We start from the raw sequence: 13,563 nt of genomic DNA, 5'->3' as shown, positions 1-13,563 counted from the left end.
CGTTCCAATAGAAAAACACCAAGAGAATACGATAAAGAGCTTTATAAAGAGAGAAATCTCATCGAAAGAATGTTCAATAAACTCAAGAATTTTCGTAGGGTTGCTACTCGTTATGATAAATTAGCTATTTCTTTCTTATCTTTTGTCCATATTGCTTCTATATATCTTTGGTTAAAATAAATGTCGACACTACCTAGGTGCTGGTATTAATCTGCCACTTTCTGATAGAACAAATGTTTTTGCTGGCTATAAAGTACATAAATTTGAAAAATTTTCGCATGGAATTGAGTTCGGAATGATTTTTAATTTGTAAGCCCAGTTTTGTGAACTTTGTTGGTGCTCTTGTATAGCTTATTTAAAATTTTCTCCATAGAATATTGCTATTTTTTTCTGATATTGGATTTTGCATCTGAACATCAGGTGTGATATGCAGCATGACCAGCTATAGACACTGTTGCTACTACAAGAGCACTCAATGCTGCAGTTTTAAGAACAACTTTTTTATCTTCTTGCTTATTATTAGCTGCAATTAAAATACCTTTTACGTTTCCATTTGCGTGCCATAAAGGAGTATGGCCATCGTTATCTCCTATATGAATATTAGCCCAGTTGTTTATTAGAATGTTCACTGTACATGTTTTGTTATGTTTAGTAGCAAGATGTAAAGGTGTTTGGCCATTATTATCTCTTGCATTAAGATTAGCTCCTTTGTTTATTAGAGTACGTATTTTATCTATCTTGCCACCTTGAGCAGCATAATGTAAAGGGGTTTTGCCATCTTTATCTTTTGCATCAACATCTGCTCCTTTTTTTACTAAAATCTCCATAATATCTTGACAAAAACGGCATAAAACAGCAAGGTGTAAGGGAGTTCTGTTATCTTTATCTCGTGCATTAAGGTCAGCTCTTTCATCTATTAAAACTTCTACTGCGCCTGCATTGTAATGTTCAACAGCAATATGTAAAGGAGTTTTATCATTGTTATCTTTTTCATTTATCTTAGCTCCTGCTTCTATGAGATTTTTTAAGGCTGTTTTATCGCAATTACCTGATATAGCAGTATGCAAAGGAGTTCTGCCACCCCTATCTTTTGTATTAACTTCTATTCCTTCTATTTTCAAGAGAGCAGCCATTGCTTTCCAACTTTTATAGCAAACTGCTATATGCAAAGGAGTATACTTTCCACAGCTTTGTGCATTAACATTTATTTCTCCTGACTTTAATAAAGTATCTATTACCTTTTCACTGTTAGATATAGCAGCATGATGCAAAAGAGACCACAAAGATAGCATATTTACTGCATTAATATTTATTCCTTCTACCTTTAATAAAGCACCTATTAAAATTTCCAGATTATTGCGAGTAGCTAAGTGCACTAGTGTATACTTGTCAACTCTTTCCTCAAGTAAGTCATTATCATAAACAGCACAAAATGGGTAATTTACATCAAAGTTATTTTTCTTCCACTCTTCATGTACATCTTGATGTTCTGCTTTTAATTTTTCTTTTATTTTTTCAATTACATTAACTTCATTTAAATCATCATCATTGTTTACTGTAATTAATAGTTCTCTCCACTGTGCATGTTTTATTGTTATAGCTTTACCTCAAAATTATAGCAATACTTATGTATTATAACATGAAAATCAACTGTAACAATAGTTTACTAAATCTTAAAAAATAGTCAGAATCAAATAAGTAAGTAACTTATAAATCTAGTGCGTAGTCACCAAAAAAAAGTATTGCTGTCAAATATATTTTGCAGAATAGCGATATGGTATGATCACATGCTCTTTATTGATTTAGTCAATATAATTAGTAGAGAATTTCTCTCTGGGGGAAATGATGTTTATCATAATATATTGCAACTATTTGGCATAACAGGTCTGAGTGCCATGGGAAGGCCATTTGGTGCCTTTGTCTTTGGTCATATTGGTGATAAGTATGGCAGAAAAATAGCACTACCAATTGCTATTTTGCTAGTATCAATACCATCTAGTTTAATCGCATTTATTCCAAATTATAGTCAAGTGGGTATAATATCTACTATATTGTTGATTATGATCCACGTTCTACAAGGAATTGCATTAGGGGCTGAGCAAGGAGGCAGCTCTGTCTATCTCATAGAACATTTATCTGATAAGAAAAAAAAATTAGGAATGCTTTTTGGCATCATAGGTTTTGGTAGATCTATAGGTATCTTACTTTCTGCATTGGTAGTCATTCTCTGCAAAATAACAACTGATTTTAATGCTTGGGGATGGAGATTACCGTTTCTTTTCTCTGCTGTTTTGGGATTAATTAGTGCATATAGCATATATATATTAGGAGAAACACCAGTATATAAGGCAAGTCAGAAGCAAACTCATTTACCAATAATAGAATTGATGAAACACCACAAAAGAGCGTTCGTACTTGCTACTTTAATAGCTATGCCTGTGAACGTCGTTGTTGGCTTCACTATATTTGTTCGCACACTTGCAAAGGAAATAGTATCAATGGAGGTGTATGTAACGACATATATTAATGAAATTGTCTCCATTATAACTGGCATACTAATGCCAATATTTTCAATATTGTTTGGAATTTTGGCTGATAAAATGGGAAAAGAACGCACGGCAATTTTATTTATAGTAATGACAATGATATTGTGCTGTCCTTTGCTATCTATTGCATACTACTACAAAAGTTATCTTGTGATTATGCTGAGTGTAATGCTTCTTTCCATGATAGAAAGGGGCATAAATCCCATCGGAATAGTAGCATCTGAATTATTTCCTACAAAAGTCAGATTTAGTGGCGTTAGCTTATCACGTAACATATCCTTTACTTTGCATGGGGGATTCACTCCTATGATATGTACTTGGTTTACTATAATTTTTCCTCAAGTGAACTTTGCTTCTGGACTTTATGTGGTATTGTTTTTACTAATCAGTACAGTGGCAATATTACAGATAAAACCGCAAGACAAAAAACTTTAGACTTGTACAAGAGATACTATTTTTTCATTATTTTGTATAATGAAATTTTATGCTGCTTTTGCTCTCTGCACAGATCTTCAAGCAAGGTAGGGCCGAAGCCCCACCATAATACTCGGTACTTTTTGTGTTCAGTGAGAAATTTTATTGTTTTTTCTTGCACTTTGGATTAATCTTTACTCATAGACTGACTATGGTGTTCTGGTTCTGCATCAATTAATGAACCACTTGGTTGTGGTTGAGGGTTTTGTAATTGCTCTGCCCATGCTCTAAAGTTTGCCCTAAAGTCTTGCATTTCCCCCCTCAGCTCAGCTTGATTGTTCCTAACATCTGCGAAACCTTCCCTAACCTCTGAAAAACCTTCCCTAACCTCTGCGAAACCTTCCCTAATCTTTTCTTGATCCTGTAGAATTCTCCTAGCGTGGGCTAAATCTTCTGCTACTTTTTTGGTAAATCTCTCTATTCTCTCTGCAAGCTCGCGTGATTCTTCCAGATAAAATTCTACAGTGATTGGTCTATAGTGATTAAGGTCTAAATTTTCTGCTAATTTATTGCTGATTATTTCTATGGCATCAAAAAATTTACTAACACTTATTTCTTTTCTCACATCAAGATAAGACGCTAAGTTAATTAATACTTTATTTAAGTTTTCCCCCTTCTTTCCTACATCCAGTGAAAAAAAAGGTGAAGAGAAAGAAATAGAAGGCACGTTAAAAAGCATGTTAGCAGGAACACAGGAAAAAAGTTTTTCTATTAACCACCATATGCAGGATATATCGTCATCTTTTTTGCCGGCAGGTGCGTTGCTGCATAATGCTAAAGCGCCGACATACATGGCAAAAGGCAGCACCATATATTCATCCATTTCTCTCATCTCTATAATGCCTATTGTTCCTAGCAAGGCATTGTTAGCAAATTCTTTCAACTTATACAATTGCTCCAATTGCTTATTATTTTTATACGACATGTCAAATATTGAGTCATATAGAAGGTCATGCAACTTGGCATCTTGCCTACATTCTTCCAGTATCTCTTCACATTGGCTGTCAAATTTTTCACATCCTGCAATGCATGATGTTAAGTAATTCAATGCGTCGTCCCTGTGTTGTTCAAACATATATTGCGCCTGATCACTACTACGACCCTCACAAGATCTGCTTTTTATGAACTGCTCCAGACTACTACGACTTGCCTTTAAAAACTTGTGTGTGGGTGTGATTATCTCCTCTTGCTTGGTTCTTGATATTTGTGATAACCTCGTTAAAAATCCTGTATTTAGCGAATTCATCGTACCTAACGAACTAATCTTCATTTTGTTATAACATTCATATTTAAAATCAATATGAATATATTCTAAAAAAAATTCACTAGCATTTTTAATTATTGATCTGCAAGCATTTAAGGCCGCTTGCTTGTCGTCACCAGCATTTACCTTATCTGAGTGAATTTTCAGAGATGATTTTTTTATTTCTCTATCAATCTTGTCAACAAATTGCCTATGTTGCTCTTCGGTTTTCATGCTCCTCTTAACCAGCTCAAGACTATCATCAAGTTGCTGTAATAGCGGTATTTCTTCTTGCCCCTCCTCCAATGGCTGAGAAAATCCGAGCGATTTTAATGTCCCACCAACAGTGTTAAAATCAGCAGCGATTGTTAAATAACTTTTTATAATCGTCTGACCATTACTTCTATACATATACCCTCCATATTCAATATTAATCCACTTTAAAACTTGGCGGTGCAGCAAAACTGGAGTAAACAAGCCAAGAATTACCTGCCAAAACCATGAGTATTGGTGATATTCAAACGCCCGACGACGTGCTGTCTTGTTGAAAGTAGTATCTGTAATTTTTTTACTCCAGGGCCACCACCAATATTTTTTTCTATCGCCAAAAGCCATCAGCAATTCAGCGCATTGATATTTGTCCTTTTTAGTTAAAAACTCTGTAACATCGAACTCTTGCTCGCGACACAGATCTTCAAGTAAGGTAGGGCCAAAGCCCCACCATAATACTTGGTATTTTCTGTATTCAGTAAGAAATTTTATTGTTTTTTCTTGCATCCCTTCACACCTTCTATAGTCACATTTTGCATAACTGTTGCAACTTCTCTTTTAAAATCCTCGAACTCTTGTTTTAGCTCTTGGTTCTCCTCCACCAACACTTGCTTTTCCTCCACCAACACTTGCTTTTCCTCTTTTAACGCTTGGTTCTCCCCCTCAAGTTCTCTGTTACGGTTTTCATATTCCTCATGAATTCCTCTACACTCTTGATTCAGGTCTGTACCTTGTGCCAACTGCTTTACTGCAGTAAGATTTCTTTTTTGTGAAGCCTCCCAAATGACTATTTGCAATTTGCTGACTACCTGACTTTGCACCGCTATCAGCTCCTTATTTAAATTATAAACTGTGCTACTTGGGGTCGCCTCTTTGTCTTTTTTTGCTTTTTCTATTTTCTTTTTTAATTTAAAAATCAATTTGTTGATTTTAGGTTCAGCAACATTGATACCTTCCTTTAACATAATTGTGTCTATTTCTTGAGTTAAACCTCCAATTTTGCCATAAAGGACATAAAGTTCTGTTACTGCGTTAACTACCGTACGTTTTTCTAGCTCAGAGCAACTAATGTTCTTAAAAGGTATCGTGAATGCACTCCGCGTCAACAATGTACTCCACTTCCATTCCATTTTATCCTTTTCAGGTACTTTAGAATCCCACCATAAACTTTTTTCCTTTTCTCTTCCTAATTTACCTATTAGCTTATATAGCTCACTCACCTCATTTTTATAAATTGGAATGAGATCCTTAATGCATTTTTCTGGGTTTTGCACTACATGCATAACTCTAGCCTCCACTAAAATTTGTTCATAATAAATATACGTTAAGATATAACAGGTATATATTAAAATGCAATATTAAATTTTAGGAATCGGGGAGTTATTTTATTGTTATTTTAACCTAGTGATAATCCTTTCTCTGCCTATGAAAATCAGCAGTTTAGCAAGCTCTGGTCCAGCTTCTTTGCCTGTGAGTGCTAAACGCAATTGTATGAACAAATCTTTTGTTTTTATGTCTACTTTCTGGCGGATAGCCTTTACCCATTCTGATAATGTGTTTTCATCAAAGTTGCCTTGAGGCAACATATCTAACGCAATTTTTATAAATTCCTTGTTAAGAATAATAGGGTTAATATGAGACTTGCATATCTGCCACCACTCGTTGACGTCAGAGAATTTGTCTATGTTGCCTCTGATAAAATACCAAAATTCTGCAGAGTCTATTCCTGTTTGCTGCAAACGCTCCTTCATGACCTCAAACGACATTTTTTGTAAAACCTTACTGTTTAATTGATAAACTTCATTTAAGTTAAATTGTGTAGACGCTGAACTAAATTTTTCGATATTAAATGTGTCGATTAAAGATTGCGTGTTGATGTGAGCTTCAATTGAGTCTGAAGTTCCAAGTTTTGTGAGATAGCTACTAAGTGCCATCGATTCAATACCATCTTCTTTTATTGATCTTATGTCTAATCCGCCAACGCGTTTAGATATTTTGTTATTATCAAAATGTAAAAGAGACAGATGAGCAAATGTAGGCACTTTTGCTTTTAGTGCTTGAATCATTTGTATCTGCACAGCAGTGTTGGTTAAGTGATCTTCTCCACGTACGATATGGGTTACCTGAAAGTCTATATCATCAATAATAGAAGGTAACATATATGTGTAATTCCCATCCTCTCTTCTTACCACAGGGTCGCTAACGCTATTAGCTAAAATGCTAATTTCACCTTTTATTTTATCACTCCATTTGACAACTTCATTACTATCTAATTTGAATCTAAAATACGGACTTCGCCCTTCCTGAATTTTTTTCTGTGCAGTTAAAGCACTTCTATCGTATACAGGTGGTAAACCTCGTTTTAATTGTAATTTTCTTTTGGTTTCCAATTCTTCTTTAGTTTCATAACATGCGTAAATACGTTCGTCTTTGATTAATTGTAGAAACACTTCATCGTAGCGTTCAAAACGCTCTGATTGTTTAAAACTTGCATCCCAATCTATGCCAATCCACTTTAGATCCTCTATGATGCCATCTATATATTTGCTGTCTGAACGCTGAAGATCAGTGTCATCTAACCGCAGTAGGAATTTTCCATTTTGACTACGTGCATACAGCCAGCAAATTAAAGCAGTTCGAATATTTCCTACATGAAGATAACCAGTTGGACTGGGAGCAAATCTTGTTAACATTGACTATATATACATAATATTTGCGAGTTTAGCTAAAATTGTTTACATGTGCAAACCATTAGACTATCCATTAGATAGCCTAGTTTCTATCAAAAAAAACAAGTTTTTGCAATAAAAAGGGTTGATTTACAAAAATATGTTGTTACACTGCCCTGCGTGAGGTGAGGCTATTAAAAATAAAAGGAGGGTTAAATGAGTTTAAATGAAGATTTATTTAGTGTTGTAAAAGCAAGAGATTATACTGCAGTTAAGACTCTTATAGATAATGGGGCTAATGTTAATGCTAAAAATGATAGTGGAGATAGTATTTTGCACTTTGCTATTAGTTTTTGCTTCTCCAATGCGAATATAATAAGGTCTCTTGTAGAAAAAGGTGCTGATGTTAATGTCACAAATAATATTGGGCGTACCCCTTTGCATCTTGCTGTTGGTTCTCTCAATAACATAGATATAGTAGAGTATCTTATAAAAGATAAACGCGCTAATGTTAATGCTAAAGATAATATTGTGCGTACTCCCTTACATCATGCTACTGATTCTTCTATTCTCGAGATGGTACAGTATCTGGTAGAAAAAGGAGGTGCTGATGTTAATGCCAAAGATAACAGAGGTCATGCTCCCTTGCATCTTGCCGCTCGTTATGCTAGCTCAGAGGTGTATCAATATCTTGCAAAAGGTGAATATGCTAGTGTTAATGATACAAGTAGTAATTGGTATGATTCTTTGTGCAGTGCTGATCAGACGTTCGGCAGTACTTATGTTCTTTCTCCCAAGCTACAGATGATAAAGCTTTTCATAGGAAAAGGTGCTGATGTAAATGCTCAAGATAATCAGGGTAAAACACCTTTAGCTCTTGCTAAAGAAACATGCTTAGGCATGGGTTGCACAGGAAATAGCACCAGTCGCGTACGTCGTGATGCTCAGAATACTATTGATGACGAATTATTTAGTGCTATAGGAACACTAGAGACAAGTAAAGTTAGCGATCTTATAAATAAAGGTGCTGATGTTAATGCTAGAGATAGTGATGGAAATACCGTATTGCATAGAGCTTCCGGTTCTTTTGGCTTTGGGATAACAAAGCTTCTTGTAGAAAAAGGTGCTAATGTTAAGGCCAAAGGTAAAGATGGATATACACCATTGCATATTGCTGCTCGTTCTTCCTACGCCTTGGATAAGGTAAAGTACTTTGTAGAGGAGAAAGGTGCCGATATTAATGCTAAGGGTAATGATGGGTATACTCCATTGCACCTTGTTGCTAATTCTAGTTTTTCTCATGCCTTCGAGACAGCAAAGTATCTAGTAGGAAAAGGTGCTGATGTTAATGCTAAAGGTAATGATGGGTATATTCCCTTGCATCTTGCTGCTAGTTCTTCCAGTAATTTAGAGATGATGAAATGTCTCATAGAAGAAAAAGGTGCTAATGTTAATGCTAAGGACAATAAAGGATATACCCCATTACACATAGCTGCTCGCTCATTTAGATTATGGAGAGTAGAGTGTCTCGTAGAAAACGGTGCTGATGTTAATGCTAGAGATAATGATGGCTATACTCCTTTGCACGCTTCTGTTAGTGTTCCAGACAACATAGATACAGTAAGGTATCTAATAGACAAAAAAGGTGTTGATATTAATGTTAAAGATAATAAAGGAAACACTTCATTGCATCTTGTTACTCGTTTTCCAGACTTATACATGGTACAGTATCTGGTAGGAAAAGGTGCTGATATGAATGCTAGAGATAATGAAGGATATACTCCTTTTCATAATGCCGTTCGTTTCCCCAACTTGGAGATAGTGAAATATCTCATAGAAAATGGTGCTAATATTAATTTTAAAAATGATGTGGGCTTTACACCTTTACACACAGCAGTTCAAGAAGGCAATATGGACATGATTAAGTTGCTTATAAACATCTCAAATATTGATTTCCACGCTAAAGATAAAGATGGTAATACACCATTACATATAGCTGTTGAGAATACTCAATTAGAGGTAATTAAAGTTCTTGTAGATAAGAAGCCTGATATGATTGACGATATCAATTATTATCATGCTACAGCTTTATATATAGCCGCTCAATATTATACCTTAGATATAGTACAGTATCTTGTAGAAAAAGGTGCTAATGTTAATGCTCACGATTTTGATGGAAAAACCCCATTGCGCGCTGCTATTCTTCACCCTTCCGTCAGGTTGAAGAATGCAGAATATCTTATAGCAAAAGGTGCTGATGTTAATGTAAAAGATAATTCTGGAAAGACCATCTTGCATAGTGCTGTTAGTGCTTCTAGGTCCAGCTTAGAGGCAGTACAGTTATTAGTAGGAAAAGGTGCTGATATGAATGCTGTAAGTAATGAAGGGAATACCATTTTACATGATGCTAGTGAGAATATCAACTTAGATATAGTAAAATATCTAGTAGGAGAAAAAAATGCTAACGTCAATGCTAAAAATTATGAAGGAAATACTCCATTACACCTTGCCGTTCAATATTCTACCTTAGGTATAGCACAATACCTTGTAGACAAAGGTGCTGATATTAGGGCTAAAGGTAATTATGAATACACTCCATTGCATATTGCTTCTCGTACTTCCAACTGGGAGATGGTAGTATATCTTGTAGAAAAAGGCGCTGACATTCATGCTAGAGGTAGTACTGGACATACTCCATTACACCTAGCTGCTCAATATTCTAGCTTCAATGTAGTACGGTATCTTATAGAAAAAGGTGCTGACGTTAAGGTTAAAGATAATGAAGGAAATACTCCATTACACCTTGCCGCTCAATATTCTAACTTAGATATGCTAAAGTATCTTATAGAGGAGAAAGGCGCTGATATTCATGCTATAAATAGCAGTGGAAACACCCCATTGCACAATGCTGCTCTTCGTCTCGACTCTCACCTAGATAGATTACAATATCTCGTAGAAAAAGATGCTAATGTTAATGCTAAAAATAATGATGGGAATACCCCATTGCACAATGCTGTTCGTTTTTCCAACTTAAAGATGGTTGAGTATCTCGTGGAAAAAGGTGCTGATGTTAATGCTAAAAACAAAAAAAATCAAACTCCTCTGGAGCTTGCTCAAGCAGAATGTTTAGAATGTGCAGACGTGATAAATTTCCTAAAAGAAAAGACTAGAGCTGTAAGTTCAGCAACTCCTTCTAACTCGACTAAAGAAAAGACTAGAGCTGTAAGTTCAGCAACTCCTTCTAACTCGACTAAAGAAAAGACTAGAGCTGTAAGTTCAGCAACTCCTTCTAACTCGACTAAAGAAAAGACTAGAGCTGTAAGTTCAACAACTCCTTCTCAAAGAAAGACTGCACCAGTGCGTAAACGTCGTCATATTCGGCATGCTAGTGATCGTAATCATATTAGACTTGGAAGGTCAGTAGCAGCTTTTCTACCAGCACGTGTTGGAGATGCAGGAGGAGCACTGCAATTGACTCATGATCAAGGTGGTAAGACAATATCACAGGTTGATGTTAATAGCACAGTGCCACTTAGCAGCGCATTACTATTATTCGATACGGTGGTAAGAAAGGTCACAGGGCAAAAATATGTTCCTACTACACCAGCTGCAGACCTTACTCAAGGTCAAAAAGTATTAATTCATGCATTGAATAATTATACTGACTATGATGATTATATGGATGCTCTTTCTAATAATCCTGATAATCATTTAGAAGATGTTTCTATTTCTAGTAGCAATAATCGAGGGCTATAAGTAGTTTATGGAGCCTATCACGTGTTGGTAGGCTTTCTATCTTCAATAGACCTCTTTGTTCATTTTACCGCAACTAGGCAGAAATTAAGCCTGGATACTGTGAGCTTTTAAGTGTATTCTATTTAATAAAAAATTGAGTGTACATATGGATATAATAAAGTTCATTTTACTGCTGCCAACAGTATTACTTATGTTAGCTACTGGTATTTATTTATCAATAAAACTCAAGTGGTTACAGATATCTAGATTACCATATGCACTATCACTTCTAAATGACAAAAAAAGTGAAAATAAATTTTCCTCTATTGCTGCACTATTTACAATTCTAGGTGGGAATTTAGGTGTAGGAAATATTTCTGGTACAGCTATTGCCTTAAAAACTGGAGGACCTGGTTTTATCTTATGGATGATCATAATTGTTGTTGTAACTTCTGTGATAAAATATGTTACGTGTTATTTGAGTATAAAAAAACGCAAGGAAGTAAATAAAAGGTTTATAGGGGGCACTATAGCTTATGTTACCGATGCATTTGGTTCTAAGAAAGCAACGATTGTATTTCTATTTATTATGATCATGGCTTCAATTACCGTTGGTAATCTTGTGCAAGTGAATTCTCTATCAATACCACTTGAGATGATAGGCGTACCTCTAATTGTTGGTGGGATTACAATGGCGGTGATTTTTTTTACCATCACAGTGCTAAGTCTACAAAGAATCAGAATTGTCATATCAGCTTTGGTGCCAATAATGACAGTAAGTTACCTGATGCTCTGTGGTATAATACTATTTAAGTACAATGAAAATATAGCCTCTTCTATACAATTAATTGTGAGCAATTTTCTCACAACCAATAGCTTTAAGTCAGGTTTATCTTTAGGTTTAATATTGGAGGTGTTTACTATTATTCAAGTAGGAACTTTGCGAGGTATTTTCGCAACAGACATAGGGCTTGGTCTTGAAGGAATTGTACATTCTGCGATTGTACCTAAGAAAAATAATACTAGATTTATTATTGAACAGAGCTTAATTACCATAATATCTCCTATTATAGTTGCACTAATCGCCTTTGTTACAACAATGGTACTACTTGTTACAGATTCTTGGACGACCGACTTAGAAAGCACTAATATGTGTATATTTGCTTTTAAAACGGCACTTAACTCATCTTATATTAGCTATATAATTATGGCTATAATGTTTTGTTTTGCTTTTACTACTGTTTTGACTTGGTTTTTCTGTGCAGAACAAACAATACGTTACGTATCTACAAATGATATATACATCAAAATTTGGCTTGTAGTTTTTACTCTGATCATTACATTTGGTTCTATAGGTACAGTTCGGTTGTTATGGGATGCTGCTGATATCTCAATTGCAGCTTTATTATGTATTAATACACTAGCTATATTAAAATTAATATCCAAAGATCAAGAAGTATTTACCATGAGCAATAGGTACTTAAAGCTAAGCTATAACCCTAAAATTAAGCGTTAAGATACAAGTAGACGGTGCTCGCTTGCACTTTTTTCTCATCATAATAAAAAGACTACTGCCTTTTTGCAGCAGACCTTAAATGATTTTATAAAGCTATGTGATCCTCACTTGAGTTAGTTATATCTGCTGCGTTCACTTGAGCACGAGGTTCAAATGCTTTATATGCAATTGTACCAGTTATTAGTGAAACTGCTGCAATAGTAAGAACTGCTAGTGTAATAGCAAGTGGCTCAACAGGAAAGTCTCCTTTTGCAATCATCAATGCTAGTACCCAAGATTCAAATGCTGCGGTTGCACAAAAAGCAACGGCACCTGCTCCAATTTGTTTAAAGCGTTGTTTTTTAGCTAGGTCTTGATGTAAAGGTTTTTCCACTATATGAATCTTCGCACCTTTGTTTACTAAAGCACGTATTATATCTGTATTTGAACCACTATGCCTACCAGCATAATATAAAGGAGTGTTTCCTTCATCATCCACCGCATTAACTTCTATATCCTTTTTTTCTAATAGAGCATCTACTATCTTTAGATGATCCCTCATAGCAGCGTAGTGTAAAGGAGTTTTTCCTTCATGATCTTTAGCATTAACCTCTATACCTTCTACTGCTAATAGAGCCTCTACTATCTTTATATAACCCCTCATAGCAGCGTAGTGTAAAGGAGTTTTTCCTTTATCATCTTTAGCATTAACCTTTATACCTTTTACTGCTAATAGAGCCTCTACTATCTTTATATGACCCCACATAGCAGCATAATGCAACGGAGTTGCTTGAGCATTATCCACCGCATTAACCTCTATACCTTCTATTGCTAATAGAGCCTTTACTATATCTAACCGACCAAACGCAGCAGCATGGTGTAAAGGTGTATCTTCGCCACTACTACCTTTAGCATTAACATTTGCACCTGCTGCTATTAGAAGATGTCTTGAAAAGAAATGAAAAGATAAATATACTAAAGCAAATGTAGAATTAAGAGGTAAAAAAATGTATCCAAGTGACATAAGTGACAAAGAATGGGAAATACTAGAGCCATACGTTGCACAAGGGGCAATAGGAAGGCCAAGAAAACACGATATTAGAGCGATTATTAATGCAATAAGATATATAA

9 protein-coding genes are annotated in these 13,563 nt (G+C 35.2%); 4 read left to right on the top strand and 5 right to left on the bottom strand.

All coding sequences use genetic code 11. The annotated features are described in order from the left end of the window. A partial coding sequence (locus tag IC220_RS04140) for a transposase (RefSeq protein WP_188152748.1) occupies positions 1 to 180 on the top strand: 180 nt, incomplete at its 5' end. A gap of 236 nt (positions 181 to 416) precedes the next feature. On the opposite strand, the gene IC220_RS04135 is transcribed toward IC220_RS04140, so the two are convergent. Next, the gene (locus IC220_RS04135; RefSeq protein ID WP_188153301.1) at positions 417 to 1,376 is read right to left on the bottom strand and encodes an ankyrin repeat domain-containing protein; all 960 of its coding nucleotides are present in this window, start codon (positions 1,374 to 1,376) and stop codon (positions 417 to 419) included. Between the two features lie 366 nt (positions 1,377 to 1,742). Between IC220_RS04135 and IC220_RS04130 the strand changes: the two genes are divergently transcribed. Continuing rightward, complete coding sequence (locus IC220_RS04130; RefSeq protein ID WP_410543326.1) at positions 1,743 to 2,981, top strand: MFS transporter; 1,239 nt, start codon at positions 1,743 to 1,745, stop codon at positions 2,979 to 2,981. A 166-nt stretch (positions 2,982 to 3,147) separates the two neighbouring features. On the opposite strand, the gene IC220_RS04125 is transcribed toward IC220_RS04130, so the two are convergent. The 3 genes from IC220_RS04125 to gltX form a co-directional block, all read right to left on the bottom strand. Beyond that, complete coding sequence (locus IC220_RS04125) at positions 3,148 to 5,040, bottom strand: hypothetical protein (protein ID WP_188153300.1); 1,893 nt, start codon at positions 5,038 to 5,040, stop codon at positions 3,148 to 3,150. Further along, entirely contained in the window at positions 5,022 to 5,816 is a 795-nt protein-coding gene (locus IC220_RS04120) for a hypothetical protein (protein WP_188153299.1), read from the bottom strand. Before IC220_RS04120 ends, IC220_RS04125 begins: the two co-directional genes overlap by 19 nt. Before the next feature lie 108 nt (positions 5,817 to 5,924). Next, positions 5,925 to 7,226 (bottom strand): glutamate--tRNA ligase, encoded by a 1,302-nt coding sequence (gene gltX, locus IC220_RS04115; protein ID WP_188153298.1) that lies wholly within the window; start codon positions 7,224 to 7,226, stop codon positions 5,925 to 5,927. A 192-nt stretch (positions 7,227 to 7,418) separates the two neighbouring features. Here gltX and IC220_RS04110 point away from each other — a divergent pair, with 192 nt between their 5' ends. Both IC220_RS04110 and IC220_RS04105 read left to right on the top strand, forming a co-directional pair. Then, on the top strand, positions 7,419 to 10,958 hold the full coding sequence (locus tag IC220_RS04110) for an ankyrin repeat domain-containing protein (protein WP_188153297.1): 3,540 nt from the start codon (positions 7,419 to 7,421) through the stop codon (positions 10,956 to 10,958). A 145-nt stretch (positions 10,959 to 11,103) separates the two neighbouring features. Continuing rightward, positions 11,104 to 12,453: an alanine:cation symporter family protein gene (locus IC220_RS04105; RefSeq protein WP_188153296.1), complete on the top strand. Its 1,350-nt coding sequence runs from the start codon at positions 11,104 to 11,106 to the stop codon at positions 12,451 to 12,453. A gap of 85 nt (positions 12,454 to 12,538) precedes the next feature. Here IC220_RS04105 and IC220_RS04100 read toward each other — a convergent pair whose 3' ends face one another. Continuing rightward, a complete protein-coding gene (locus IC220_RS04100; RefSeq protein ID WP_188153295.1) occupies positions 12,539 to 13,456 on the bottom strand; it encodes an ankyrin repeat domain-containing protein in 918 nt (305 codons plus the stop codon). Positions 13,457 to 13,563: the final 107 nt, after the last annotated feature.

The organism is Wolbachia endosymbiont of Pentalonia nigronervosa, assembly GCF_014534705.1.
Classification (GTDB): Bacteria; Pseudomonadota; Alphaproteobacteria; order Rickettsiales; family Anaplasmataceae; genus Wolbachia.
Note: the sequence above shows the minus strand (reverse complement) of the source record. Positions and strands in the feature narration are given on the sequence as shown.